At 42.4% G+C, this 26095-nt stretch carries 24 protein-coding genes and 2 pseudogenes; 10 read left to right on the top strand and 16 right to left on the bottom strand.

Annotated elements, in window-relative coordinates; all coding sequences use genetic code 11:
• Positions 1-104: 104 nt before the first annotated feature.
• The 3 genes from V7L29_RS33385 (at position 105) to V7L29_RS33375 (ending at position 3128) form a co-directional block, all read left to right on the top strand.
• A complete protein-coding gene (locus V7L29_RS33385) occupies positions 105-797 on the top strand; it encodes a DevA family ABC transporter ATP-binding protein (RefSeq protein ID WP_334738174.1) in 693 nt (230 codons plus the stop codon).
• Between the two features lie 736 nt (positions 798-1533).
• A complete protein-coding gene (locus V7L29_RS33380; RefSeq protein ID WP_334694242.1) occupies positions 1534-2469 on the top strand; it encodes a M23 family metallopeptidase in 936 nt (311 codons plus the stop codon).
• 119 nt (positions 2470-2588) lie between these two features.
• Positions 2589-3128 (top strand): late competence development ComFB family protein, encoded by a 540-nt coding sequence (locus V7L29_RS33375; RefSeq protein WP_334694243.1) that lies wholly within the window; start codon positions 2589-2591, stop codon positions 3126-3128.
• Between the two features lie 73 nt (positions 3129-3201).
• On the opposite strand, the gene V7L29_RS33370 is transcribed toward V7L29_RS33375, so the two are convergent.
• Complete coding sequence (locus V7L29_RS33370; RefSeq protein ID WP_442944309.1) at positions 3202-3849, bottom strand: L,D-transpeptidase; 648 nt, start codon at positions 3847-3849, stop codon at positions 3202-3204.
• 705 nt (positions 3850-4554) lie between these two features.
• Between V7L29_RS33370 and V7L29_RS33365 the strand changes: the two genes are divergently transcribed.
• From V7L29_RS33365 to V7L29_RS33355, 3 genes are all read left to right on the top strand, one after another.
• Positions 4555-4707 carry a hypothetical protein gene (locus V7L29_RS33365; RefSeq protein ID WP_334694244.1) on the top strand — a complete coding sequence of 51 codons (153 nt, stop codon included), beginning with the start codon at positions 4555-4557 and terminating at the stop codon, positions 4705-4707.
• 367 nt (positions 4708-5074) lie between these two features.
• Positions 5075-5731 (top strand): sigma-70 family RNA polymerase sigma factor, encoded by a 657-nt coding sequence (locus V7L29_RS33360; RefSeq protein ID WP_334694245.1) that lies wholly within the window; start codon positions 5075-5077, stop codon positions 5729-5731.
• Positions 5732-5888: 157 nt separating this feature from the next.
• Positions 5889-6503 carry an anti-sigma factor family protein gene (locus V7L29_RS33355; RefSeq protein ID WP_334694246.1) on the top strand — a complete coding sequence of 205 codons (615 nt, stop codon included), beginning with the start codon at positions 5889-5891 and terminating at the stop codon, positions 6501-6503.
• A 16-nt stretch (positions 6504-6519) separates the two neighbouring features.
• Here the strand turns inward: V7L29_RS33355 and V7L29_RS33350 are convergent, their stop codons facing one another.
• Entirely contained in the window at positions 6520-6975 is a 456-nt protein-coding gene (locus tag V7L29_RS33350) for a gamma-glutamylcyclotransferase family protein (RefSeq protein ID WP_334738173.1), read from the bottom strand.
• Between the two features lie 86 nt (positions 6976-7061).
• Here V7L29_RS33350 and leuS point away from each other — a divergent pair, with 86 nt between their 5' ends.
• Positions 7062-9680, top strand: coding sequence for a leucine--tRNA ligase (leuS, locus tag V7L29_RS33345; RefSeq protein ID WP_334738193.1), 2619 nt, complete (start codon positions 7062-7064; stop codon positions 9678-9680).
• 65 nt (positions 9681-9745) lie between these two features.
• On the opposite strand, the gene V7L29_RS33340 is transcribed toward leuS, so the two are convergent.
• From V7L29_RS33340 to V7L29_RS33330, 3 genes are all read right to left on the bottom strand, one after another.
• A complete protein-coding gene (locus tag V7L29_RS33340) occupies positions 9746-10294 on the bottom strand; it encodes a hypothetical protein (protein WP_334738172.1) in 549 nt (182 codons plus the stop codon).
• Between the two features lie 131 nt (positions 10295-10425).
• Positions 10426-10548, bottom strand: coding sequence for a hypothetical protein (locus V7L29_RS33335; protein WP_334738171.1), 123 nt, complete (start codon positions 10546-10548; stop codon positions 10426-10428).
• A 720-nt stretch (positions 10549-11268) separates the two neighbouring features.
• On the bottom strand, positions 11269-11478 hold the full coding sequence (locus V7L29_RS33330; RefSeq protein WP_334694249.1) for a hypothetical protein: 210 nt from the start codon (positions 11476-11478) through the stop codon (positions 11269-11271).
• A gap of 599 nt (positions 11479-12077) precedes the next feature.
• On the opposite strand from V7L29_RS33330, the gene V7L29_RS33325 reads away from it, so the two are divergent.
• Entirely contained in the window at positions 12078-13232 is a 1155-nt protein-coding gene (locus V7L29_RS33325) for a pyridoxal-phosphate-dependent aminotransferase family protein (RefSeq protein ID WP_334694250.1), read from the top strand.
• Positions 13233-13650: 418 nt separating this feature from the next.
• Here V7L29_RS33325 and V7L29_RS33320 read toward each other — a convergent pair whose 3' ends face one another.
• The 6 genes from V7L29_RS33320 to petM form a co-directional block, all read right to left on the bottom strand.
• Positions 13651-13878, bottom strand: coding sequence for a DUF2949 domain-containing protein (locus tag V7L29_RS33320; protein ID WP_334694251.1), 228 nt, complete (start codon positions 13876-13878; stop codon positions 13651-13653).
• 509 nt (positions 13879-14387) lie between these two features.
• Positions 14388-14894 (bottom strand): DUF192 domain-containing protein, encoded by a 507-nt coding sequence (locus V7L29_RS33315; protein ID WP_334694252.1) that lies wholly within the window; start codon positions 14892-14894, stop codon positions 14388-14390.
• A gap of 238 nt (positions 14895-15132) precedes the next feature.
• Positions 15133-15819, bottom strand: coding sequence for a response regulator transcription factor NblR (nblR, locus tag V7L29_RS33310; protein WP_334694253.1), 687 nt, complete (start codon positions 15817-15819; stop codon positions 15133-15135).
• A gap of 331 nt (positions 15820-16150) precedes the next feature.
• Positions 16151-17068, bottom strand: a complete 918-nt coding sequence (locus V7L29_RS33305; RefSeq protein ID WP_334738170.1) for an NAD(+) kinase — start codon at positions 17066-17068, stop codon at positions 16151-16153.
• Between the two features lie 130 nt (positions 17069-17198).
• A complete protein-coding gene (locus tag V7L29_RS33300; RefSeq protein ID WP_334738169.1) occupies positions 17199-18197 on the bottom strand; it encodes an SDR family oxidoreductase in 999 nt (332 codons plus the stop codon).
• Between the two features lie 259 nt (positions 18198-18456).
• The gene (gene petM, locus V7L29_RS33295; RefSeq protein ID WP_334694256.1) at positions 18457-18561 is read right to left on the bottom strand and encodes a cytochrome b6-f complex subunit PetM; all 105 of its coding nucleotides are present in this window, start codon (positions 18559-18561) and stop codon (positions 18457-18459) included.
• 207 nt (positions 18562-18768) lie between these two features.
• Between petM and pdxA the strand changes: the two genes are divergently transcribed.
• Positions 18769-19863: a 4-hydroxythreonine-4-phosphate dehydrogenase PdxA gene (gene pdxA, locus V7L29_RS33290; RefSeq protein ID WP_334738168.1), complete on the top strand. Its 1095-nt coding sequence runs from the start codon at positions 18769-18771 to the stop codon at positions 19861-19863.
• Between the two features lie 269 nt (positions 19864-20132).
• Here pdxA and V7L29_RS33285 read toward each other — a convergent pair whose 3' ends face one another.
• The gene (locus V7L29_RS33285) at positions 20133-21119 is read right to left on the bottom strand and encodes a protein rep (RefSeq protein WP_334738167.1); all 987 of its coding nucleotides are present in this window, start codon (positions 21117-21119) and stop codon (positions 20133-20135) included.
• A gap of 145 nt (positions 21120-21264) precedes the next feature.
• Positions 21265-21984 carry a response regulator transcription factor gene (locus V7L29_RS33280; protein ID WP_334694258.1) on the bottom strand — a complete coding sequence of 240 codons (720 nt, stop codon included), beginning with the start codon at positions 21982-21984 and terminating at the stop codon, positions 21265-21267.
• A 688-nt stretch (positions 21985-22672) separates the two neighbouring features.
• Between V7L29_RS33280 and V7L29_RS33275 the strand changes: the two are divergent.
• A pseudogene (locus V7L29_RS33275) lies at positions 22673-23119 on the top strand (rhodanese-like domain-containing protein); the annotation flags it as partial.
• A 609-nt stretch (positions 23120-23728) separates the two neighbouring features.
• Here V7L29_RS33275 and V7L29_RS33270 read toward each other — a convergent pair.
• From V7L29_RS33270 to V7L29_RS33260, 3 genes and pseudogenes are all read right to left on the bottom strand, one after another.
• Positions 23729-24256 (bottom strand): annotated as a pseudogene (locus V7L29_RS33270) (ribonuclease D); the annotation flags it as partial.
• A 60-nt stretch (positions 24257-24316) separates the two neighbouring features.
• Positions 24317-24421: an HNH endonuclease gene (locus V7L29_RS33265; RefSeq protein ID WP_334694269.1), complete on the bottom strand. Its 105-nt coding sequence runs from the start codon at positions 24419-24421 to the stop codon at positions 24317-24319.
• A 4-nt stretch (positions 24422-24425) separates the two neighbouring features.
• Positions 24426-26057 (bottom strand): group II intron reverse transcriptase/maturase, encoded by a 1632-nt coding sequence (locus V7L29_RS33260; RefSeq protein ID WP_334738166.1) that lies wholly within the window; start codon positions 26055-26057, stop codon positions 24426-24428.
• Positions 26058-26095 lie beyond the last annotated feature (38 nt).

Below are 26095 nucleotides of genomic sequence, written 5' to 3'. Positions count from 1 at the left end.
CTTGGGCTGCGCCCTAAGTGTAGCTATGCCACAGGCTTTACGACTACGCTCAGTACAAGTGCCCAATTCCCAATTCCCAATGCCCAATGCTCAATTCCTAAAATATGCTTCCCGTCATCTCCATCCAGAATCTCGACCACCATTTTGGTCACGGCTCACTCCGCAAGCAAGTTTTATATAATATCTACTTGGAGATTAACGCCGGTGAAATTATTATCATGACTGGGCCCTCTGGTTCTGGAAAGACTACCTTGCTGACCTTAGTAGGTGGGTTACGTTCTGCCCAATCTGGTAGTTTGCGGGTGTTGGGACGAGAACTTTGTGCTGCTAGTGCTGAAGAACTAGTGCAGGCGCGACGCCATAACGGTTATATTTTCCAAGCACATAACTTGCATGGTAGTTTAACGGCACTCCAAAACGTCAAAATGGCTTTGGAATTGCATAAACATCTTGGGTTAAAAAAGATGCGAGCTACGTCAGCCCAAATGCTAGAACAGGTAGGATTAGGAAATCATTTGCATTACTATCCTGATAAACTGTCTGGGGGACAAAAACAAAGAGTAGCGATCGCCCGCGCCTTAGTCAGTCATCCTCAAATAATCCTAGCGGATGAACCCACCGCCGCCCTTGACAGTCAATCGGGTCGAGATGTAGTCAATCTCATGCAAAAACTCGCAAAAGAACAAGGCTGTACCATCTTGATGGTTACTCATGACAACCGCATCCTAGACATTGCCGATCGCATTGTTCACATGGAAGATGGCAAACTCAAGTCAAAAGTAAACCTATCAGTCTAAAGTTGATCAGCTCATTCCATTATTCAGAGTTGATTTATAAAATAAATCTTAAGTGTGGCGTCGCAAGACTAAATTTGTGGATTAAATTTATGGTTTTTTTCGGGCTAAAGCGCTTACCCTTCAGGTGACGCTTGCGGACTCGCTCTAAGTAGTCAGTGGCTCTAGCCCTATTTTGTTCGCAAAGCGTCTCTTAGCGCAGCTCTGGTAGAGAACACAGAGTTGGAGCCGCTTTCTATGAGACGCTATACCAACACTACGAATAGATTTTAATATATTTACATTATTTAATATAGTTTGATTTTTCCTCACCAACTTACTTACCTAGTTTGCGTAATTTCCCTATAGCGATTTTAACCTAACAGTGTGATATTAGTGTCCAGTTGAATAAGTGTCCTGTTGATTCCAAGATTTAATTTAAGTATTCTTATGTAATGGCTGTAACCAAAACGAGTTTTCTTTGTTGCCTAACAAGTGACACCTATGGCAAACCACGAGAGCGTTTTTGCCATTAATCTAGTTAAATTTTATGCTCATTGCCAATGTCATATATTTTGGTTGTTAAAGTTAAAACCAATTCTCTAAAATTACAGATAAATAATTCGCCCTTGCAATTCATAAGTTACTGGAGGATTTTTCAACATTTATGGTTTTCAACAATATCAGCTTCAAACAGGAAACACTAGTAGTAATAAGCTAGTCTATTTTCCAACACAAGCAAGGGATTTTTCGTAGCTCTATGATTATTGAGAATAGCGCTAGTAGTTCAAACAAAAAGTTGCTCGATTTTAATGTCAAAAGTTTGACAGCCAATCGCCGTGCAATAAATCTGTTAAAGGGAATATTTGCTGTTCTCCCTCTCACTTTGGCATTGCCTGTAGATGCTTTGCAAGTAAAGGTGACTCCAACTAATCCTAAATTAGGGGATACACTATCGGTGGAGATTAATTTAGATAATCCGGAAAATGGTACAAATCCAACAGTAGGTAGTGGTAATAATACATACCCAGCGTTTAAAATTGCGCCCAATCAATATCGCGCTTTTGTTCCTACAACTCCACTAGAAAAAGCTGGTGCTAGAACACTTCGGGTTGCAGGAGATGGTCGGGTGCAAAACTTAGCTGTGAATGTGCATAATCGCAAGTTCCCTATACAACGCATTACTTTGCCACCTGGCAAAGCCGGAGTGGATGCCACAGAGTATGAGCTTAAGCGCGTGGCAGCTTTTAAGGCGTTACAAACACCACAAAAGTATTGGAATGGAATATTCTTAAAGCCAAATGCCGGGCGGATGAGTACAAACTATGGTGTACGACGCTACTATAATGGTACATTTGCAAAAGACTACTATCATCGTGGTCTTGACTACGCTGGTGCTGCCGGTTCAGCGGTAATTGCCCCAGCCGCAGGGCGAGTTGCTTTGGTAGGTAGGGTTTCTCAAGGGTTTCGGGTACACGGTAATGTAGTTGGCATTGACCACGGTCAAGGAGTAACCAGTATTTTCATGCACCTGAGTCGGATTAACGTTAAAGAAGGTGACTTTGTGAAAGCTGGTCAATTAATTGGCGCAGTAGGTTCAACAGGTGCTGCCACGGGCCCACATTTACACTGGGGTCTGTATGTCAACGGACAATCTGTTGATCCAACACCTTGGCGAACTAAGGTCTTTAACTAGTAGAGGCAAAGTTAATTGCGTCTGTGGATAATTTGTGTTTTTTCCTAAGAATTAGGCAAAATAAATTGGATTGATACCGTCCCTACCTTGCTTGGCTAACATAAATAATCATAAGCGTTATGAGTATCGAAAAAATTGTAGAACAAGCTCTCCAGGATGGTTATTTGACACCAGCAATGGAAGCAGAAGTCGGTAGAATCTGTGACAACGCCTCGGAACTCTCAATTGAAGAGTATATGGCGCTGGATCGGCTGATGGGTGCGCTATTGACTGGTGAGGTAGTGGCGGTACCTCGCAAACAATTCATTAACGTCATGGAAGAATTGGTACTGACGGAAGCGATCGCACGAGTAGCAGAAATTGAAGCCACCAGCGAAAGTTCTCTAGATGTCGGGGATATTGCTGCTTATGCTCTCAATCGGCTACCACCTTTGTATGCTACTACAGAAGAAGGTGCTAACTTTCAGCGCCAAACGGCTCAGGCACAACTGCAAGAATTAATTTCTCAACAAGTAAGTGAAGCGATTAACCGTTACCTCGATCAACCCAATTTCTTCCCCGGACGGCAAGCTTTGGGCAAAAACACTGGCAATGAAATTGTACGCCAAGTTAGTGCTTTACTCCAAACCTACGCACCTAACTTTGAGCAAAAATTATAACTTTAAGAGTCATTAGTCATTGGTCATTAGTCCTTTGTCTAAAACAAATGATTAATGACCAATGACTCTATAATTAATCACGTACTAACACTGGTGTCCCTAAACTTACTTGCTCATACAACAATCGGACATCAGAATTACGCATTCTTAAGCAGCCGTGGGATACAGCCGTTCCTACCAGGTCAATATCCGGCGTGCCATGAAAGCCAATTTCATTGCGTCCATCTGACCAAAAACCAATCCATCTATCTCCCAAGGGGCTATCAGTACCTGCCTGAAATACTTTGCCTGTAATCGGGTGACGCCAGATTGGATAGTGTCGCATGTGTATTACTTGGAAAGAACCTATGGGCGTTTCCCAACCTTTCTTACCGACAGCAATGGGGTAGCTGGCTATCACCTCATCTCCTGCATATACATAAGTGCGACGATCGCTTAAATCAACCACTACTTGCCTCTTGGCATCTGCCAGCCTATCAGATGGTATTTGTTGGGCTGAAGCCTGAGACCATAAAGCTTTTGGCCAACTATCTGCAACTGGATTTTGTGTTTCTGCTTGCGCCACCAGCCGCGTCTTAGTTGGTAGGTCGGTTGCTTTAGCTACATTATTCTTAATGATTTGGGGCTGAGTTTCAGGCTTAATAGTAGAAGACTTGAGTGTAGAAGCACTTTGAACAATTGTGCGTTCATCAGTTGCTTTCGCTACATTATTCTTAATTATTTTTGACTCAGTTTGAGGCTTAATAGCAGAAGACTTGAGTGTAGGCGTCCTTCGAGCAATTGTGCGCCGAGAAGTTGCTTTAGCTCGTTTGTTCTTAATTATTTTCGACTTAGTACCAGGCCCAATAGCAGAGGACTTTGGTGTAAACGCCCTCTGGGCAGTTGAGCCTTGGGTGACTTCATCAGGGGGCACAGATGCACCCAGCGCAATTTCCCCTAAACTCACTTGGGAAAGATTCTTGTAGACTCCCTCTGGGCGGCTTCCCTTAGGATTGGTTAGGGTAGCATCTCGCCGCATCGAAGTAGATGCAGACTTCTCAGACTGCCGTTCTGCCGTAGTAATGCGCCAATGGACAGCTAAAGATAAAAATGCTGTGCCAAAACAGAGCAACATGACCATACGCCCTACAGATTCGTTTCTTACCATTGCCATCGCCTATTGTTTATCCCTGACATATCCAGCCGAGCAATTGGATGCGTTCATCATCCGATTATCAAAAATTTATCAATACTTATCATTTCCGTTATAAATCTGCCAACACCTCTGGGCAAACTAAGACTATGCGAATTGTCCCAGCAGCAAAACTTCAAGTGACCAACCTCATTCCTCCAAAGTTCTGGAGGTTGTAAGCCAATACTTAGACTTTCTGGTGGAACTTTTGAAATGTAGCAATCAATCATTAATGGTGTAGGTGGAAGAAAAACCATGTTTGAAAAACTATTGCTAGCAGTCACAATTACATTTTCCCTCAATTTCTTTTTTCAAGTTCGCGTACCAGAGCAACATAACTCTGGTGCTATCTACGGGCCACAACCACAACAATCAGCAACTATGCTGGTAACAGAATTAAAAAAATAAATCACCATTATAGTAACTACAGCAACTCAACTTCCAGAAATTATTGCCTGAATTTTAAAGGTATCAAGAAGTGAAAATTACAAAATTTTTATCTTCATCCTTATAACCAGATTTAATTATTTTTATCAAGCGTATATACCCAGTTGCTAAAAGTTTCAAAATGTGCATATGGTTGCGCTTTGGTTAGTTGATGAGTGCAAGGGCAACTATGCAAGCAGTATAAGGAAAATGTGGCTCTCCTTATTGCTATAAATGTATCCAAAATCCTATGCTTCAGTGTTCCAGTCAGAAATCCGTCACCTTAGCATGGAACTTCTGTCCCATTAGCAGGTCTAATAGATAGGGATGATTTAGAGCCAGTACATCTATGAGTCAGTTGATTACTGTATCCTGGTCAACGGTTGATGCAAAGTATCCAGAAGCATCAGTGCAAGTTGACAAACTCCCTAATCACGATTTAATTTTGCGCTGTCAAGCGGGACTGCGACCAGATCGTGCTGCGTTTGCAGAACTATTACGCCGCTATCAAAGTCAAGTTGATAGAGTTCTATACCACCTGGCTCCAGATTGGGCTGACAGAGCCGATTTGGCCCAAGAAGTTTGGATTCGAGTGTATCGGAATATTAACCGATTACAAGAGCCTGCTAAATTTCGGGGCTGGTTAAGCCGCATTGCCACCAACTTGTTTTACGACGAGTTGCGGAAACGCAAGCGGGTTATGAGTCCTTTGTCACTGGATGCTCCCCGCTCCTTAGAGGACGGCGAAATGGATTGGGAAATCGCCGGCGATACCCCAGGTCCTGAAGAAGAACTGACAACTAGAGAATTTTACGAACAACTGCGGGAGGCGATCGCGGATTTACCAGAGGTATTTCGTACTACTATTGTCCTCAGAGAAATTGAAGGCATGGCATACGAAGAAATTGCCGAAATCACTGGAGTTTCCTTAGGAACTGTGAAGTCAAGAATAGCCAGAGCTAGATCGAGGCTGCAAGCTCACTTGCAGAATTATCTAGACTCCTAATTTACAGTATCTTGCCTCTGCCCAATGTCAGAATTTAAGCATTGATTAAGAATTACACCAAAGACGTAGATTGCTTCTGGCTTTAGGAGGAAAATTGGCTAATTTTCCCGAAATTCCCGCCCAGTTTCCCCGTGTATGAATTGGTAATAATGTTAAGATGACTACTGATTCTCAGTTTTTCGACCGTTCGACTTTGCAACTTCCTCAAGATTTGCCAGATGGAATGGCCAAGCATACCAATGAATCAACGGGTCTTATGGATATGGTGAAGCGTGATCGCTTCGAGTTATTAAGTGCTTACCTTGATGGTGAAGTCACGGCTATAGAACGCAAGCAAGTAGAAGAATGGCTGGCAAATGATGCCTCAGTTCAATGCTTGTATGCCCGACTGTTAAAGCTGCGCCAAGGCTTGCGGACTCTCCCAGTGCCAACAGCCCAACAGTCACCAGAAGCAACAGTTCAGCAAGTATTGACACGTTTGCGTCGCCGTTCCCGTTTCAACTGGATGGTGGGAGGTGCAGCCGTTGCTGCTTGTGTGATTGGCGCAGTATCTGGCTTAGTATCTGGTGGTTCGAGGACAGCGCAACTAGCACAACGACCACAAATAGAACCGATACAAACGTCCTCAGCGTCTATGGCTCCACCTTCCCCTCTGATGGTGGGACTAAATAACCCGGTAATTGAAATTCCGAAAGCAGCAGTAGCCTCTCCAGAAAATTCAATCTATCAGGTACAGCCGCAACGGCATGACTCTAAACAGGACATAAACTAATTGTAAAGTTAACAGTTCACAGATCATAACTGTACTTTGTGGTTAAACTACAGCCGCTCCACCAGCCGTCAGGTTGGAGTAAGCCTCCTGATTGGTCAACTCGGTCTAAAGTCATTAAATAAACCCAAGCCCAACCCAGAGAGAGCGACTGTGGCTCATAGACCTTGATAATTTGTCGATTATAGAGGTTTTCTGGTATTTGTCTATTGGGCTGGTAATCCTCCAGCACATCTAGCTCATTTAAAATCCTTGGGTTGGAAAAAGAAAGTAAATATCCGTAAACTTGGCTATTCCCTAGCGTCATTGCTGGGTAGCCCATTGGCAAAGCAAACAATTTACCTTGTACAAAAGCTCTTTTGACATCTACTACCTTGCCAGCACAGTATTTTTTATAGTTAGCTTCACCTGGTTTGAGTGTGCCGTAGACAAAAACCCGTACCAAATCATAAAATTTTATATTTGATTCAGCCATCGCCTATTTTAACCATCTGAATTTCTTTGCCTACCATCTACAATATGGAGGCAGATACGATAACAGATCCAGTAGGAGAATTTTTGGTGGATTCCCGATATAACCCAGCAGCGATTGAGGAAAAATGGCAAAAAACATGGGCACAACTTGGCTTAGATCAAACACCGACAGCTAGTAACAAGCCAAAATTCTATGCTTTATCCATGTTCCCTTATCCATCCGGCAGCCTACACATGGGTCACGTCCGTAATTATACGATTACCGATGTGATTGCCCGCCTCAAGCGAATGCAAGGATATCGGGTAATACAGCCAATGGGTTGGGATGCCTTTGGCTTGCCAGCAGAAAACGCCGCCATTGATCGTGGTGTACCGCCAGCAAAGTGGACTTATCAAAATATTGCCCAGATGCAGCAGCAATTGCAGCGTCTTGGTTTATCCATCGACTGGGAATGCGAACTTGCTACCTGTTCACCGGATTATTACAAGTGGACGCAATGGATTTTCTTGCAGTTTTTGCAAGCAGGGTTAGCTTATCAAAAAGAAGCAGCAGTAAACTGGGACCCCATTGACCAAACTGTACTGGCAAATGAGCAAGTTGATAATGAAGGACGTTCTTGGCGCAGTGGGGCAATAGTTGAGCGCAAATTGTTGCGGCAGTGGTTTTTCAAGATTACCGACTACGCCGAAGAATTACTCAATGACTTGAATAAGTTGACAGGTTGGCCAGAACGCGTCAAATCAATGCAGGCAAACTGGATTGGTAAATCTACAGGCGCTTACTTAGAATTTCCCATTATTGGGATAGAGGAAAAAATCGGCGTGTACACCACACGTCCAGATACCGTTTATGGTGTCAGCTACCTGGTGTTAGCACCAGAACATCCCTTAACAAAGCGTGTCACTACAAAAGAACAACAAGCGGCGGTAGAAGCCTTTATTAAAGAGGTTTCCAATCAAAGTGAGTTGGAACGTACCGCTGAAGACAAACCTAAGCGAGGTATCCCCACAGGTGGGCTGGCAATTAACCCGTTTACAGGGGAAGAAGTGCCTATTTGGATTGCTGACTATGTACTGTATGAGTATGGTACTGGGGCAGTGATGGGAGTACCAGCACACGATGTCCGAGATTTTAAGTTTGCCAAAAATTACGATTTGCCAGTTGATTTTGTCATTGCTTCCCCAAATGATGTTGCAGGTTTTGACTTAACTCCAACATCAGAGATAGATGAAATTACACAACTCATCCAAATTGAATATAACCAAGCATACACTGAATCAGGAATTTTAATTAATTCTGGGCCTTTTACTGGCATGACTTCCACTGATGCTAAACAAGCAATAATTGAATACGCCCAACAACATGGTTTTGGAAAAGTGCGGGTGCAATATCGCTTGCGAGATTGGTTAATTTCGCGGCAGCGTTACTGGGGCGCACCGATACCTGTAATTCACTGTCCCAACTGTGGGATAGTGCCAGTTCCTGAGAAAGATTTACCAGTACAGTTGCCAGAAGAGGTGGAATTTACTGGACGTGGCGGTTCACCTTTGACTCAGTTGGAAAGCTGGGTAAATGTGCCTTGTCCAACTTGTGCCACTCCAGCAAAGCGGGAAACTGACACGATGGATACTTTTATTGATTCCTCATGGTATTTCTTGCGCTTCCCTGACGCTAAGAATGAACAACAGGTTTTTGATTCCAGTAAAATTAACGACTGGATGCCAGTGGATCAGTACGTAGGTGGAATTGAACACGCGATTTTGCATTTGTTGTATTCGCGGTTCTTTACTAAGGTGTTACGGGACAGAGGGTTACTGAACTTTGACGAACCCTTCCAACGCCTGTTAACTCAAGGTATGGTACAGGGTTTAACTTACACAAATCCCAATAAGGATGGTAAAGATAAGTGGGTTCCCTTTAATCTTGTAAATCCGGCTGATCCACGAGATCCTAAGACAGGTGAACCACTGCAACTTGTTTATGCCACCATGTCTAAATCAAAGGGTAACGGTGTCGCGCCAGAAGATGTAATTTCTAAATATGGTGTAGACACAGCGCGGATGTTCATTTTGTTCAAAGCGCCGCCAGAAAAAGACCTGGAATGGGATGAAGCCGATGTGGAAGGACAATTCCGCTTTTTAAATCGGGTTTGGCGTTTGGTGACAGATTATATTGCGGCTGGGGTATCCCGTAAACAAGCCCAATCTGATTTAACTAAGGCAGAAAAGGAATTGCGGCGGGCGATTCACACGGCTATTCAAGCAGTGACGGAAGACGTGGAAGATGAATATCAATTCAACACAGCTATTTCAGAATTGATGAAGTTGAGTAATGCTTTAACTGATGCCGACGGTAAAAATTCACCTGTCTACGCAGAAGGTATTCGGACTTTGGTGATGCTACTAGCACCCTTTGCACCACACATTGCTGATGAATTATGGCATTTATTGGGTGAAAGTGATTCAGTTCACACTCAAACTTGGCCATCATTTGACCCTGCTGCTTTGGTAGCTGATGAAATCACTTTAGTGATTCAAATTATGGGTAAAACTCGCGGCGCGATTCAAGTACCAGCACAAGCAGATAAAGCAGCGTTGGAGAAATATGCTCGTGAATCAGAAATTGCCCAGCGTTACATCGAAGGCAAAGAGATTAAAAAGGTAATTGTGGTGCCTGGAAAGTTGGTGAATTTTGTAGTTAGCTAAGAGTAGAGGGAAGAGAACAGGGTAGGCGTTCATGCTGACCAACCATTGCTAAATCACATCTGAATTCATAACTCTGTATTCCTATTTTTTAATGCCCGATTGCGATACCAAGCGGGGAAGCGTATCGTCATCAAAATGGCGATCGCAACCAGGACAATGTGTAGAATTGTAGAAACGTTGAGCGGCAGCAGCCAACTGATCAATGCACTCAGCGCAAAGGCAATCCCCCAGGTCAGGGTAAGAATCTGATTCACGCGAATAAAAATAGGACTATTCCAATGTTCTTGAGTAACTTGCTCACGGGCATATTGAATCGTAAATGGGATACCCACGAGTAAGGAGCCAATCGCAATCACTGCCAAGGCACCGTCAGCAAAAAGTCCTGGATGTTGCGTAATGAAAGGATGCCGCAAGTAAACACCCACAACTAGAACGAAGGCAAAAAAGACGACCGTACACCAATCTAAAATGAAGCCTTTACGTAAATTTTCACGTCCAAGAATGAACGTCAGGACGAGTGCAATAATTGCCCCGTGGAGGATACCACTCTCCCCTCTGTTTGCCAACACAGAATAAATGATCCAAGGTAAGAACCCTAAGATAACTCTTTTCATTGTGTTTGTTCTTCTTAATACCTGAGCAATGGACTTTGTATATTAAGAGAGTGGCAGACCGAATTCGATCTATCCCGACATCTCCTACCTGTAATTTCAGCTACTTGCTCTACTTTCATTGGTTTTTCTGGTCAGCTCAACAGACGAATGATTAACCATCGGCTGCATTCTTTTACGTCTCGACAACGACGGTAGCGTTGGGTCAACTCTGCATAATCCAAATGAGGAAAGATATTCATCCGAGTACGAGGCATCGCTGTACACCGATTTTACTTCCTCTAAATAATACTATCTATTACAACTTAGTATTAGACAGAGAGTACACATTGCTAAATCATTTTTTGCCCGTTTCGACAAGTGCTACTAAATCGATTTGTGACATCTCCTACACTTCCGTAAACGGTAAGTGTAGGCTGTATTGGAACGGGTCTTACTTTGTAGCTAGTTGCGGCGGAGTAACAATTTCAAAGTTTAAAGAATATATTGAGATTAATTTTTCTGTAGAGATGTTAAAGACATGAAACATCTGTTGCAAGAAGTATTGTAACAATAGTTTATTTCTCTAATATATGTGTATTTAATAACAGTTATATGATCGTCCAGAGAATAAGACTGTTTATTTATACACGAAAAAGCGCTTGAGGTTTTGCTCACTCAAGCGCTTTCTCGTAAAAGCTTATACCAACTCACTCGTTTGATGCAACATTTGAAATCTGCAACACTCCCTTGGGAGGGAGTATTGCGGGGATAACTTGTGACAAACATGTGGTGAAATGGTATCACTCCTTGCACTAACTAAGAATATCTCTTTTGTAAGAAAACCGGGGATCTAGTGAGTGACAGTTTATGAACTGACCTTAGTAAAAAAGAACTCACGATGAATGGTAACTAATAAGACTAAGCACGAATGTAGCAATTTTGTAAGTATAGTATAAAAAGTTATAGTTTATTAGCGTAGGCGTAGCCCGCCTTCTCTACGAGACGCTCCGCGTAGCTTGCTTCTCCGTAGGAGTATGGCATCGCCTACCACTGAGTGCAGTTTCACAATGTGCAGTAATTAGTAGCATAAATATCTCAAATTCGACCGCAAATGCACTGTAAACCATTAGTAGAGAATCGCCATAAAGTAAGGCAAAGAAGGCTTGGATATTAGCATCGAAGCGATTTTGACTGCAATAAATCATTACCTCCTGAATGGATAGAGGTATTCTTTAGAGATGCGAACCCAAAAACAAATCCTCGACCCAAGCAGATTGAAAACTTTGGGTTGGGTATCTTCTATCTCCTAGCAAACAGTAACATCCAAGTCTTCCGCATAGTGTAGGGAGTTACTTCCTTCGTTGAAGCAAAACGTAGCTTTTTCACAGAGGATTTCCGCGATATTCGAGACGATTTGTGTGTTTATATAAAAACAATAGAGGCAGATTATGGATAAGATTTAAGAATTCATCATACCTGTGCCTAAAATTGTAAGAGTCTAGATAAATGCTTCACGCTAGGTTAAAATAGCCGCTCCTTTACGAGCAGACGCCTTAACCCCGCGTCTAGGTGTGTGGTAAGATTGCCTAGAACAGAGGTTTCATTTGAGTTGGAGTCTCATATAAATTGCAAAGGTGAAGCTGACCGCTCATTAACCACTCTATTTTTTTATGGATTCGGAAAATATACAACAAGACTGGTGACAAACTGAGTGTAATTTGTAAATGAATATCTAGAATTTGCTACCAGACTTAACCAACTTCCCACAATTTTGACTTTTATAATTTACTTTTAGGATAGACACATGAACGATAAGCTGATGCTGATGATTCCAGGTCCAACCCCGGTGCCAGAAGCTGCCTTACTGGCATTAGCCAAGCATCCGATTGGACACCGTACCAGTGAATTTAGCAACATATTGGCAGAGGTGACGGAAAATCTCAAATGGCTGCATCAAACTCAAAGTGATGTGCTGACGCTAAATGTCAGTGGTACGGGTGCTGTAGAAGCTGGAATAATTAATTTTCTCTCTCCAGGCGATCGCATTTTGGTTGGTTCTAACGGTAAATTTGGCGAACGCTGGGTAGAAATCGGTCAAGCCTACGGTTTGAATGTAGAAGAAGTTAAAGTGGAATGGGGAAAACCCTTAGACCCTGGAGTATTTGCCGAAAAACTCCAAGCAGATACCCAAAAGCAAATTAAAGCCGTAATCATTACCCACAGCGAAACCTCGACGGGTGTGTTGAATGATCTAGAAACTATCAACCGCTACGTCAAAGAACACGGTGAAGCTTTAATTATTGTTGATGCCGTAACTAGCTTGGGTGCGTTCAATCTACCCGTGGATGCTTGGGGTTTAGATGTAGTAGCCTCCGGTTCCCAAAAAGCTTATATGATTCCGCCGGGATTGGGTTTTGTCTCTGTCAGCCCCAAAGCTTGGGAAGCTTACAAAACTGCGAAGCTACCGAAATATTATTTGGATTTGGGCAAATATCGCAAAGCCACAGCCAAAAATACAACTCCATTTACTCCGCCTGTGAACTTGATCGTAGCGCTGCACACCACGTTGCGAATCATGAAAGAGGAAGGCTTGGAGTCAATATTTGCTCGACACGAACGGCTCAAGAATGCTACCCGCGCCGCCATTCAAGGGTTAAATTTACCCTTGTTGGCGGCAGATAGTTACGCCAGTCCGGCGATTACGGCTGTAGCACCGCAGGGAATTGAACCGGATAAGATTCGGTCATTGATCAAAAAACGCTTTGATATTGCCCTAGCAGGCGGTCAAGACCATTTGAGTAACAAAATTTTCCGCATTGGTCACTTGGGTTTTGTGAGCGATCGCGATATCCTCAGCTGCATAGCATCTTTAGAAGTTACCCTAAGAGAACTTGGCTACGAGGATTTCACCCCTGGATCTGGTATAGCAGCAGCAGTTAGAGTGTTTAGTCACTCTTGAGTACTGAGTCATGAGTAATGAATATGATTTTTACTCATTACTCAGCACTAAATCAAAAGAGCGAGTTGATAATTTAACTCGCTTTGTTGATTTATGTGTACATGAGTAAAAACCGCCAAAGACAAATTTCTTATATATCAACCTTTGCACAAGCTAGAGTGGATGTGACACGCTTAGATTTTCCTGAATCAGCTACTCATAAGCTACTGTTATTAATTTGCATCCAATCAATAGCTAAGAGGCTAGCACAATTGGGTTTGCTCTGGTAGAGACGCTACACTAACATTTTGAATTTTGAATTTCTTATAGCAATCCGATTTGATTCCTGAATTACTCGTGAAGACTGGGGACTGGGGACTGGGAAGAAGGAATAAAAGTGTACTGAGTTTTTTTCAAAAATCAAATATGAGTCCTATAGCTATGCCGTCTCCAGCCAATCATAAATTTGTTCTAACTGCTCTAGAGTAATCAACCCATACTGCCAAAGAATCATTGCCAAAGGACCTGGATCTTGCTCCCGATGCCGAAGCGCCACCGCCAGTGATGCTGTGGAAATTGCCAAATCTTCTTGCAAAAAATGAATCAGTCGAGAATATTTTGATGGTGACATTTGTATCTCACCTCCTTGTGTAGAATGTATCGTCATATATCAGTTCACCATTGCTCGGAGCTAGTAGCCAGTATTTTATTTATCACTGTGCCGTTATCAGCTATACACCCCAGCACAGTTTTTTTGATTTGCCTTTAACAGAGGCTTCTCATAGAGGTTCTGAGAAATAGAAATTTTCGTACAAATCATCTGCCCGATTCTCAAGCAGTATTTTTATCTAGTTAGATTGGCTCCATCTTGTTTACTTTTGTGCTTTATTTAATTACACATGTAGTAACAAAGATTCCATAGCCTATACTCTCTTATTGGCGACTATTTACACTAACGCCCAAAGGAATATTTTTGCAACCAAACCTTAAGACCGCGATTTCAGGTTGGAGACAGTAGAATTTTAGATTATTACTACAGTTTTTAAATAGTAGCGTTACAAGTGACTGTTTAACCACATCAAGTGACATTTTTTACAAAAAAAACATAAATTTCCGCAGTGTAGGTTTTCAACAGAGTAACCACCCAAATCTTTATCCCCACAAAGCACCGAAGTCTCAAAACTCAATTTTGACAATATCGCCCACTTTCAACTTCAATTCGGCAGCTCTTCCAGAGCGAAGTTCAATCACCTTATCGATTGGTGTATTGGGGCCATAGATAGGACAAGGCTCACTTGCACAAGGAGGTGCAGCAGCCTGAATATATTTAACTACACCGTTACGTAGAAATACCATATCCAAGGGCACAGGTACATTCTTCATCCAGAACTGGACTGGTTGTGCTGAAGGAAACCCAAACAGCATCCCCCGGTTCTCTGGCAACGCTGGTCGATACATCAACCCCATCGCTTGCTGTTCTTGGGTCTGCGCTACCTCTAACTGAATCGTTGTGCCATTAGGAACAATGGCTTTAGCAGAAATTGGTAGTGTTTGACCTAAACTCTCTGGTGCTGGAGTTTGAGAATCAGAGGTGAGGTTGGGAGGTTTAGCTGTTGTTGGCACAGAACAACCCATCAGGAAAATACTCAGCAACATTAAGAGCAAACTTAGCCGATGAGTCATATAGTTTTTCGATTTTGTAATTTAGATTTCAATTTTACAGCGTTGTAGGCAGAAACTGGTTGAGTGGAAGCAGAGCCTCCAAATGTGCATTCCCAATGAGGCAACGAGGTAAGTATTACTAGTATAGTGCGGTGTAAATCTAGCTACCATCTCAACTAGCTAGACAAGTAGGAGAAATTCATGAATTGCCCCGACTCAATCCCTTTGTGAAACGTAGGTAAACTGACGCTACAGTGTACTAGGATTCTCTTAAAACGTATCCTACGCCTCGCACTGTTTGAATGAGGCGCTTTTGACCTTCATCTTCGATTTTTAACCGCAAGTAACGGATGTATACTTCAATTACATTCGACTCACCCAGAAAGTCGTAACCCCAAACATTTTCCAGAATTTGTTCGCGAGTTAACACCTCACGGGGATGTTCCATTAAAAATTTTAATAGTTCAAATTCCTTCATTGTCAAGTCAATTGCCCGTCCGTTGTGTATGGCACGGCGAGTTGCTATGTCTAAAATTAAATCCCCAAAGCGCAACTGCTCCGTGGTATCCACATCAGGTTTTAAGTAGAGGCGAATCAACTTCAAAAAGTCTTCTGAGCGGTAAGGCTTGAGGATGTAATCATCCGCTCCAGCTTCTAGACAAGCTACACGATCATCGACTGTATCCCTTGCCATTAAAATTAACACAGGCGATCGCATACCAGTGCTTCTCAGATTTTTGCACAATGAGAGTCCTGATTCTCCAGCTAGCATCCGATCTAAAACAATTAAAGCAGGCTGGCGATCGCGACAGTGTTGCAAACCACTTGTCGCATCATGAGCCAAAATTGATTCATAGCCGGCTTCTTGCAAATCGCAAGAAAGCTGATTTGCTAGGCTCTCATCGGTTTCAATCACCAAAACACAGGGACTTTGAGCAACTGTCATAACAATTTGGGATATTGGATTTGGGATTGTAAAGACATTCCAAAGAAAATCTTTACATCAGTTAAAAGTGCAATTACGAGTTTTTAATGATGGAGCAATCCTGATTTGACACGCTGCTAAGGATGTTTTAGCACGTTCAGATGTCAGCCATCGAATTCTTGGATGCAATCTTAATAACTAACTCCAAATACTATCCATACAGCAGTAATTCTGGAAATAAATCAGCAAATTGGGCATGGGGCATGGAGAATAAGGCATGGAGCATGGGAGCAGAGGGGAAGAATTTTCTGTTTGCTCCCTCGCCTCTTTAACAATGCCCAATGCCCAATGACTACGGCAATTCTACAGAAGTTGGTTTAGCGATATGTGGCAAACCCCAACCTAATTTTTCTCGCAAAATTCGGAAAAACTCTGGCGGTTGCAGGCGAATAAATCGGACACTATATTGCGATCGCTCCATATATACTCGATCTTCTGGTAGGATATAGCACCCCCCATTACCATCTACTACCATCACCAGCCGAGGAATATTGACTGGGTAAATGTTGACCGATTCAGTATCTGGAAATACCAATGCTCTAGAAGCTAGGGAATGAGGACAAATGGGTACTAGCTGTAAAGCAGGTACGCCAGGAGTCACCACTGGGCCACCAGCACTCAATGAGTAAGCTGTAGAACCAGTAGGCGTGGAAACAATTACACCATCCGCCGCAATATCTACTGGCGCATGACGCCCTATGGCAATTTCAAAATGGCACATAGAGGTCAAAGGTTCCCGATGCAGCACCATTTCATTCAAGCACAAAGCTTCCCACAGCACTGAATCTCCCCGAAACACTTTGACCGTGAGCATAGCTCGTTCTTCAATTTCATACTCACCCGCCATCGCCTGTTCTAGTGCTTGGGGCAATTGATTCAGGAAAGCTTCCGTCAAAAATCCCATATGGCCGGTATTCACTGTTAGCAGTGGAATACCACAGGGGGCTACTTGACGAGACGCTGCTAAAACAGTGCCGTCTCCCCCTAACACCACTGCAAACTCCATATCTGAGTCAAAACCAGGGGGTGTCAGACCGTCAATGGGGGTGTGACACACAGGACTCTCCGGGTTAGAGTAGCCCAGTATCCCACCGACACTCGATGTGATACATACATTCCAACCGGCTGCGGTTAGCTTGTCTTTCAACTCGATAGCGACACGGCCCGCTATCGGTTTAACGTCATTATAGATAATGCCTGCTTTCGGCACACTCAAATATCCAAGTTTAGGCGATGCTCTGTATTATGTAATCCTTACACATTTTTGGTCATCTAGTCATTAATCTAAAGTCAAATGTCCAGAGTCTAGAGTTTAATGACTAATGTCTGTTTTGTAATCACTATTGACTATTGACTTTTGAAGACTGTTTAAAAGGAGTTTTTTTAGATTTCTGCTTTTTAGTTTTATTTTTCTCGTAGTCTAACTCTTTGAGCTTCTTCATTATTCGGCTGAAGTACTCTTGTAGATAGCTTTCTAGCGTTGTGGTTTGTTGCTGATCTAAACCAAAGACTGTGTATACTTCATCCATTGAAGCATTTAACTGTTTACCACTAGCCAATACTTCTGTAAACGCTAACCTGTCGGCTACGTTCCATCCCCACTGAAAGAACCGCATTAAGCTCCGCACGGTACGCAGTAAGTTTATTGGCATCCGCGTTACTCTGGCGTCTTTTCCAGATAAGCGTTCGCACAGGCTGATAATTTCTTCTGCACTCCATGCACGAGTACCTACTACAGGAAAAACTTGGTTTTCCGTTTTTGGTACACTCAATGCTCGGATAGCAAACTTAGCAATGTCCTGAGTGTCCATATAAGCGATGGGAGAAGAATTGCCAGTCACCCAAACTGGCTGTGCTTCTAAAATGGGAATCCCGTACTGACTGATTAATCCTTGCATAAATCCAGCTAGCCGCAAGATGGTGTAATTCAAGCCTGACTCAGCCAGGAAGAGTTCTGTACATCGCTTAATTTCCATTAGCGGCACTTCTGGGTATTTATCAGCATCTAAAATCGAAAAGAAGATAAAACGCTCTACACCTGCTGCTTTTGCAGCTTGAATCAATGCTACTTTCCCGTCCCAGTCCACTTGTTTAATACTCAATGAATCTGTAGGGCGAGATGTTGACGCATCAATAACTTGGGTTACACCTTCTAATGCTTCCGCTAGAGTTTCAGGGTAACGCAAATTTCCTAGTACCAGTTCCGCACCCCATTCCTTGAGAAAAGCTGCTTTTTTGCTGCTCCGAACAAGACAGCGTACTTTATATCCCTCATCGATAGCACGACGAGCCACTTGTCTTCCTAAGGTGCCAGTGGCACCGACGATTAATAATGTCATGAGGGTTGTAATAAATTTTAATGTTTTATGAAAAGAATGTTATCAGAATAACCTATGCAAACAAAAGTTTACATCTTTTCTCAGAAAGTCAATTTATTTTGGAGAGATTCATGAGGAAATTGCTGTCCGGTTAACGGACAAGCTTTTTTCTCATTTTGATGAAAAAGGGAGTGGGGAGTGGAGAATGGGGAGAATAATAACTCTTAACTCCTAACCGGAGGCGGAGCGTCTCCGGCTTTGCTCCTAACTCAGCATTCAATTATTCTTCTTCGCCCTGAATTTTCAGTAACAACGCGCCTAAGCCCCAGCCCACGAATATTAAACCGAAGGACAATAGAGCTGCATTCAAAATTTCGCCGCCCATTGGTGTGATTCTCCTTATGCAAAGTGGTGTGTAAACTAGGTCTACCAGAAGCTTTTCAATGGTTGCTGTAGGATTAGACCTGTGTAAATAATTTTAAACTAGTTTAGCAGGTAATCCCTACTGGTTTAGAAGGCAATCCCTACTGTTGGCAGAAGGGGAGATGGGGAAATTGAGGAAAATTGATGATAATAATTATGAAGAGATTTTATGTATCAAAATAATCAAGGTAATTTAGTAAATTTTTGCAAAGAGAATCGTCCGCGTTTGGCGATGACGCTGGGAGATCCGGCAGGTATTGGGCCGGAGGTAATTTTGAAAGCTTTAGCAGATCCGGAAATTAGTCAAAAATATGACGTTACAGTTGTGGGTAACCGGGATTTGCTAGCACAGATTTATCGCAAACTGAATTCAACTGAAAATTTAGCACCTTTGGTAAATCCAGAGGAGTTGTCAGTTAGCGATGTGCTGTTGGATAGGGAAATTAAAGGTGAAATCATCCCAGGAAAAGGTAATGCAGTAAGTGGTGCAGCTAGTTTTGCGTATATGGAATATGCGATCGCTCAAACACTCGCTGGTAAATTTGATGGTATTGTCACCGGGCCGATCGCTAAATCTGCCTGGAAAGCCGCAGGGTATAATTATCCAGGGCAAACAGAACTTTTGGCACAAAAATCAGGTGTTGAGCGTTTTGGGATGTTATTTGTAGCGCGATCGCCCCATACTGGTTGGATACTTCGCGCAATATTAGTTACCACACATATTCCCCTAAGTCAAGTAGCCGAGACATTAACACCGCAGTTGCTGACACAGAAATTGGATTTGCTGGTGGAGTGTTTGGAGAAAGATTTTGGGATAGAAAATGGGAGAATTGCGATCGCTGGGTTGAATCCCCACAGTGGCGAACAGGGACAACTTGGACATGAAGAACAGGATTGGTTAATCCCCTGGTTGGAGCAAGAGCGACAAAAGCGACCACAATTGCAACTAGATGGGCCAATACCGCCAGATACGATGTGGGTTAAACCAGGTCAAGCTTGGTATGGAAATTCTTCAGTACAAAATTCAGCTGATGCCTACTTGGCACTTTACCACGACCAAGGCTTAATTCCGGTGAAGCTGATGGCATTTGATCGGGCAGTTAATACTTCTATTGGCCTTCCTTTTGTTCGGACTTCACCTGATCATGGGACAGCGTTTGATATTGCGGGTAAGGGAATTGCTGATGCTACGAGTATGAAAGCAGCAATACATTTAGCGGCTGAGTTGGTTAGTCAAAGATTGGCTAAGAAAAATGAGGAATGATGATATGACAGTTTGCAGTTGAGTCAAATATAGATCTAACCCCCAACCCCTTCCCTTGTAGGGAAGGGGAGTAAGATTCAAAGCCTCTCTGCTTTTAGGAGAGAGGTCAAAGTGTATTACATACAAACGAAATACGGTATATCACGAAGTAGTAATTAAAAGTCTTTAAGTATTGAGTTGTTTTATGACCATTGAATATCAGGAAATATTCTTCCCCGACAACTGTACAAGTAGGCTTTAGCTCACTCATTGTTCTTATATCACTGATGTCACTCTATATTAAATCTTTGTAACTTGCGCTCCCATCGGAAATACAAACTTTCTCTATCCACCTCATCTATCTCTTCACTTTCATTAATGAGGTCTTGGTTTTTCTCCTCTAATTCCCGCATATACTGCCTGAGTATACCCCCAACAGCGATCGCTCTGGTTTTATGCAGTTGACGGGTTAACTCTAGAAACCATTCTTTATCACCCACTAAATCTGACTCTTTCACCTGATACTTGAGAATTTCTGGGATGAGTAGTGAAGGGTTATGATGTTTTGCGATCGCACTAATATGAACAACAGGCTGGTAATCAATCCGTAAGCACTGCTGCCACAAGGCTACCCATTTGGCATGAGAAAGATAGCCATGACTGAAATAGGAAGGCGGCACCATTGCCAAAATATGTAAATGCGGGTGTGCCGAGACTCGATTTTTACCTTTAGTAACTTCTATGGACTTTACCCAACCTTTCACAGGCCATGCTTTCAATTTAGTCAATCGCTTAAAAGCCTTATTTATAGAATCCAAGTTTTCCTTGAGTTCTTTAATCGGGCAATTTTTTACAGTTAAGGTGACAAACAGCCAACGGTGCTTGGGGTAATCAGTGACAACCTGTGGGAGAATTTTGTAAGCCCTTGCTTTCCACATGAGCGATCGCCGCCACTGACAAACCGGACAGTGACGAACCCTACAGAATCGGGCATCTGATAGCTTTAACTTGAGAATGCCTTCTGATTCCTCTGGCACTAATTGAAATTCCAGCAACTCGGAACACATTCTCATGCGCCACGCATACTGCTGAAAATAATGTTCGTCTGCTTTGGCGTAATAATGTAAGACTTTATCAGTATTAGCTCTGTGCTTGTCCCAAATTTTACCTATAGGCGAAACTTCGGATAAGCTCTGTACATTTTGATTTTGCTGAAACTTATTTTGAGACGATATATTAAAAGCAATAAAATTACTGTATAAGGCTTGAGCAGACACGAAATTACCAAATCAGTTTGTATCAATATCCCAAATTAACGCAAGTTATACGGTCAAGCCTCAGTAAAAGTATTTAAGTAAGCAATAAGACTAATGCTGACTCATCTGAGCATTCTTTTTATGAAGTAATCCTGAAATCGAAAGTTCAGGAATTAGTATTTTCGTCGGGCGCTTCAAACTTGTAACCATAGCCCCGCACAGTTTTAATAAACTCCGGTATGCTGGAATCGACTTCCATCTTCTTGCGAAGTTGACCAATATGCACATCAACCACCCGGCCATCTCCTACATAGTCGCAACCCCAGATTTTTTGGATTAGCTGTGGACGACTCCAAGCCTGGTTAGGATGACTTGCCAAAAAATGTAAGATATTAAATTCCAGCGCTGTTAAGGCGAGAGTTTTATCGTTAAGTGTTACCTCCCGACCATCTGGATTAATTACTAGCTGCTTGAAAACGATACGTTGTGTTGGAGAGGGATTGATGTAGCGTATCCGCCTCAAAAGAGCTTCTACTCTAACTTCAACTTCTGCAAGACTAAATGGTTTAGTCATGAAATCATCAGCACCTGCGCTTAAGATTTTAATTTTATCAGCCTCGTCAGTTCTACTAGTCAGTATCAGCACTAAAACATTAGTACGACTCTGCATTTCTTGGCAGAGATTATAACCAGTAACATCCGGCAAATTCCAATCCAGAATTACTAAAGCTGGGTTGAATTGCTCAAACAACGATAAAGCAGTCTTACCATCTGCTGCCGACTCTATTTGATATTTCCGACTTAAAAAACGATAGACGAGATTTCGGACACCGAAGTCATCATCAACGATCAGAATTTTGGGAGTAGTAGTGGTAACCATAACCATAATGCTGCCTATTGTAGATTGGGCGATTCGCTTCAACTGTACTCTAGCCAACGGGTATGCTCTCTTGAAGAAGGTCTACGAAAATCTACGCTAGTGCATTTACATGTAGCTACCCTCTTAAGCATATACTATACTACAAGTTTCAGCCTGAGACTATGATCAGCCAAGGACTGAGAGCATCACCAGAAAGTATTAAAGCAGGAAAAACAGCTTTAATAGTGAGGGAGATGTCACGAATATTACGATAAAAAATTGTTGGAAGATTGCCTCAATAGTGCTGCTTGTGTCACTCCAATAGTGCGGTAATAGATTGAAGAGACATTATTATTAGCGATCACAGATATTGAAAAAGTACGCAATTCCTGTACTAATGGCTGAATATTTTTCATTTTTAGACTATTTTTTTATTAGTTAGGTAGGAAATTTCAGAAATTTAAATTTCCTCATAATTTATCTAAATAATTAGATATCAAGAACGGAAATTTCAAATATATTTCTTGAAATTAATATAAATAATTCTTTCAGATAGTATAAGTTGACTATATTTGCAATGGATTAAATGGTAGAGAATATTTAAATTAGCCACTCTATCTCAGGAGATATTTTGAGTAAATTCATCCCAGAGAAAGAGCAATTAAAGATATTTAGTCCGGTAAATTGCTCTTAATATCGTCAGTAAGGAATAATTATGACTAACAATTTAGCAGGCGGCATCATTCCCCCACAGCCACCAATAGAAGCAGAATCTGATGTTCATGTGCTGAAGACTCGTCTAGAATGGGGCGAACCAGCTTTTACAATACTGGATGTGCGCGATCGCCCAACCTTCAACGAAGGTCACATTATGGGAGCAATGCCGATGCCAATAGATGAATTGGTAGAGCGTGCAGTACCTTCTTTGGATAAGAGCCGTGATATTTACGTTTACGGTGCTAATGAAGAAGAAACTGCCCAAGCCGCACAACAACTGCGTTCTAATGGATTTGAGCATGTCTCCCAACTCAAAGGTGGTCTTGCAGCATGGAAGGCGATCGGTGGGCCAACAGAAGGCATTGTTGAATCAAAAACTCCCCCAGGTGCAGATGACTACAATATTGTAGATCGACTAAAAAATAATCAAGAGCTTCAGCAACAGGGAGGCACTAGCCCGACAGAAGCCATTAAAAAGGGAGCCAGTAACCTCAAAGAAAATATTCAAGAGGGAGCCAGTAACCTCAAAGAAAATATTCAAGAGGGAGTCAGTAACCTCAAAGAAAATATTCAAGAGGGAGCCAGCAACGTCAAAGAAAATATTCAAGAGGGAGCCAGCAACGTCAAAGAAAATATTCAAGAGGGAGCCAGTAACGTCAAAGAAGGCATTCAAGAGGGAGCCAGTAATGTCAAAGAAGGCATTAATGAAGCTAAAGCTCCTAGAGACACTGAATGATTCTAATGTTGGCTCTCAGGCAAAAAATAACTTAAAAAATTAGCGAATAGACCTCTTGCATAAATCAAGAATAAGAACCCCACCTACCTTTGACTTATATCAAAGTCTCTCCTCTTTGCTTACTCTTAGAGGTTAGGGGTGGGGTGTTAGGAAATTTTCCAAGAGGTCTAATCTTGATTTCTCATGAGCAAAAAAGTCTCAATTCAGGAACGGAGCCGGAGACTGCGAAACTTCGGTCAGAGGTCAGAAGACAGAATATTCTGTCTGGTGATGATTGTGCTCCAGATCAATAACTTTTGCAAAGGCTTTACTGTTTGATCAATGTTCAAACAAATCTTTAAATTGCAATAAATCTAAAGAAACTATTGTTGGTAGAAATTTAAAACATTCTTGAGCAATTTCCCAACGTTCTTCTCGTTTGAGCATTTCTATTAGCTTCTGCTGCACACTAAGTAAGTAGCGCACATCATTGGCAGCATAACTCAGTTGAGCTTCAGATAAACTAGCAGCGTTACCCCAATCAGAACTTTGAGAGCTTTTATCCAGTTCCACTTGTTCTAACTCTTGCACCACATCTTTAAGTCCGTGGCGATTTGTATAAGTACGGGCTAACTTACTAGCAATTTTGGTGCAAAAAACAGGCTGAACCTGAATCCCCAGATTAGCTCGCAAAGTCGCAAGGTCAAAGCGAGCAAAGTGAAACACTTTTACCACATTTGTTGCTTCCAAGAGTTTTTTTAAGTTTGGAGCCTCAGCTTGTCCTTTAGCTATGCGGATTGCAGTCACTTTCCCTTCTAGGTTGCATAGCTGGACAAGACACAAGCGATCGCGAGAAGGCAATAATCCGTTACAGTCGAACATCACATTGCTGTGATGAACTCTGCTTCAGAACCGTGCATGTCCCTTTCAAGACACACGGCTCCTGAGTTGATTGCAGCGTAGTACGCCACGTAAACATGCTGTTTTCTTATCATGGCAGTGGCGATGCAATAATTGTAGATTTTCATAAATATCCTTACCCCCAAGATTTACGAGGAATTTTGTGGTCTACTTCCATTGCATCGTTATGCCTAAACTTTAATCCGCATTCATTGCATTTGCCACCTTGTTTTTTGAGCAGTGTTTGTACTCTGGTTTTTAGGTTGGCGTAATTGCTTAGTCTTTGTCCCCAATAGACGTAATCGCCGTCATAGGGTGATTTTACACCTTTGACTTTGGTATGTCTTACAATCTTGGTTCCTTCATGGCGTAGTAACGGGAATTCACCTGAGTCAAACTTCCACCCTCTACCTTGTCCCCAGTATTTGCGCTTGATATCCCTTTTTCCAGTGCCGTGACATCGGGTATATGCCCATCCCCACAGCATTTGGAATAAGTCGTAATCGCATTTATGAAAAGTTTCCTTAGCGCATATAGTTCTATAATAGTTACACCACCGACATATTATTGGATTTAGTGTAGCAATTACTTTCTGTTGAGGTGCATGACGTAGACTGTCAATTACTCCCTTGAGACGTTTAATGTGTCTGGAAACAGCATCAATGCTTGGTTTAATGATGGTTTTGAGCGCGGCTTTTTCCTGATATTTTCGGATATTGAATCCAAGAAAGTCAAATCCGTCTGAAGCTTTTACTTCTTTAGTTTTTGTTTCTTTAACTCTTAATCCGATAGGTTTTAGGAACTCATTAAGTGAGTCGATCCAGGCTTGATATCCTGCCCGACCGTTTGGTGATTTTGTGTTTTCAGGGGTTTTATCCACACCGAAAATAATCACAAAATCGTTAGCGTATCGAACTAGTTTATATTGCGTGTTAAGTGATGATGGAACCTTTCTCAAAGAGAAACTTTCCTCGATCCCATGTAACGCAATATTGGCAAGTAATGGGGAAATTACCCCGCCTTGTGGTGTGCCAACTTCGATTGGAAATAGGCTTGTCCCATCAAGACATCCCGCCTTCAACCAGCCTTTAATGATTTGCCTTATACCAGGATAGGTTGCTAGTTTGTTTAGTAGGTAATCATGATTTATTCGGTCGTTGCATTTTTCGATATCTGCCTCAATAAACCATCGGTCACCCGTTGTCCTAGAGAGACTTTGAAAGATTGCTTCGATGGCGTCATGAGTACTTCTACCAGGACGGAACCCGTAAGATTCCGCATGAAATTTGGCTTCCCATTCTGGTTCCATCGCCATTTTGACTAAGCATTGACTGGCACGGTCATGCATGGTAGAAATCCCTAGAGGAGGCAGCGCGTTGCGGGGGTTCCCCCCGTTGTAGCGACTGCCGTGTCGCTTCTCGGTTTTCCCAGGTTTAGGAATTGTTATACGCTTTATGGATTTAGCCTTCCTGGTTATATCCAGGTTGAGTGCTAACTTCATGCGTTGCGTGGGTTTTAGGTTTTTAACGCCGTCAACCCCAGCGGTTTTTCTCCCTAAATTTTCCTGAGTTATCCTGCGAACTGCCAGGAGTTTCGCAAACCAGGAGTGCGTCAGTCTTTTTTGCAAAGCGCGAACTAAAGCGACGTTTCCAGCCGTTGACGCTTGATAGATATGTTTCTGAAGCTTCATGACTGCCTTTTCAACTGTTTTCCAGTTGATTTGCTGCCATTCATCCCACAATCCGTTTTTACCGCTTGTATTAGGCATTTTAACTACTTACTCTTAGTTACCAACTATCAACCCTG

Origin of the sequence: Nostoc sp., assembly GCF_036916575.1 — a bacterium.
GTDB lineage: Bacteria > Cyanobacteriota > Cyanobacteriia > Cyanobacteriales > Nostocaceae > Nostoc.
This window is presented reverse-complemented; position numbering and strand designations above follow the sequence as displayed.

Bases quoted from the DNA above. Each gene is read 5' to 3' on its own strand.
- V7L29_RS33375 (WP_334694243.1), top strand. From the start codon at position 2,589: ATGAGTATCGAAAAAATTGTAGAACAAGCTCTCCAGGATGGTTATTTG.
- V7L29_RS33355 (WP_334694246.1), top strand. From the start codon at position 5,889: ATGACTACTGATTCTCAGTTTTTCGACCGTTCGACTTTGCAACTTCCT.
- V7L29_RS33380 (WP_334694242.1), top strand. From the start codon at position 1,534: ATGATTATTGAGAATAGCGCTAGTAGTTCAAACAAAAAGTTGCTCGAT.
- V7L29_RS33280 (WP_334694258.1), bottom strand. From the start codon at position 21,984: ATGGTTATGGTTACCACTACTACTCCCAAAATTCTGATCGTTGATGAT.
- V7L29_RS33340 (WP_334738172.1), bottom strand. From the start codon at position 10,294: ATGAAAAGAGTTATCTTAGGGTTCTTACCTTGGATCATTTATTCTGTG.
- V7L29_RS33350 (WP_334738173.1), bottom strand. From the start codon at position 6,975: ATGGCTGAATCAAATATAAAATTTTATGATTTGGTACGGGTTTTTGTC.
- V7L29_RS33300 (WP_334738169.1), bottom strand. From the start codon at position 18,197: ATGACATTATTAATCGTCGGTGCCACTGGCACCTTAGGAAGACAAGTG.
- V7L29_RS33315 (WP_334694252.1), bottom strand. From the start codon at position 14,894: ATGACTCATCGGCTAAGTTTGCTCTTAATGTTGCTGAGTATTTTCCTG.
- V7L29_RS33385 (WP_334738174.1), top strand. From the start codon at position 105: ATGCTTCCCGTCATCTCCATCCAGAATCTCGACCACCATTTTGGTCAC.
- nblR (WP_334694253.1), bottom strand. From the start codon at position 15,819: ATGACAGTTGCTCAAAGTCCCTGTGTTTTGGTGATTGAAACCGATGAG.
- V7L29_RS33260 (WP_334738166.1), bottom strand. From the start codon at position 26,057: ATGCCTAATACAAGCGGTAAAAACGGATTGTGGGATGAATGGCAGCAA.
- petM (WP_334694256.1), bottom strand. From the start codon at position 18,561: ATGGGCGGCGAAATTTTGAATGCAGCTCTATTGTCCTTCGGTTTAATA.
- V7L29_RS33360 (WP_334694245.1), top strand. From the start codon at position 5,075: ATGAGTCAGTTGATTACTGTATCCTGGTCAACGGTTGATGCAAAGTAT.
- V7L29_RS33335 (WP_334738171.1), bottom strand. From the start codon at position 10,548: ATGCCTCGTACTCGGATGAATATCTTTCCTCATTTGGATTATGCAGAG.
- V7L29_RS33325 (WP_334694250.1), top strand. From the start codon at position 12,078: ATGAACGATAAGCTGATGCTGATGATTCCAGGTCCAACCCCGGTGCCA.
- V7L29_RS33320 (WP_334694251.1), bottom strand. From the start codon at position 13,878: ATGACGATACATTCTACACAAGGAGGTGAGATACAAATGTCACCATCA.
- V7L29_RS33365 (WP_334694244.1), top strand. From the start codon at position 4,555: ATGTTTGAAAAACTATTGCTAGCAGTCACAATTACATTTTCCCTCAAT.
- pdxA (WP_334738168.1), top strand. From the start codon at position 18,769: ATGTATCAAAATAATCAAGGTAATTTAGTAAATTTTTGCAAAGAGAAT.
- V7L29_RS33330 (WP_334694249.1), bottom strand. From the start codon at position 11,478: ATGATTTATTGCAGTCAAAATCGCTTCGATGCTAATATCCAAGCCTTC.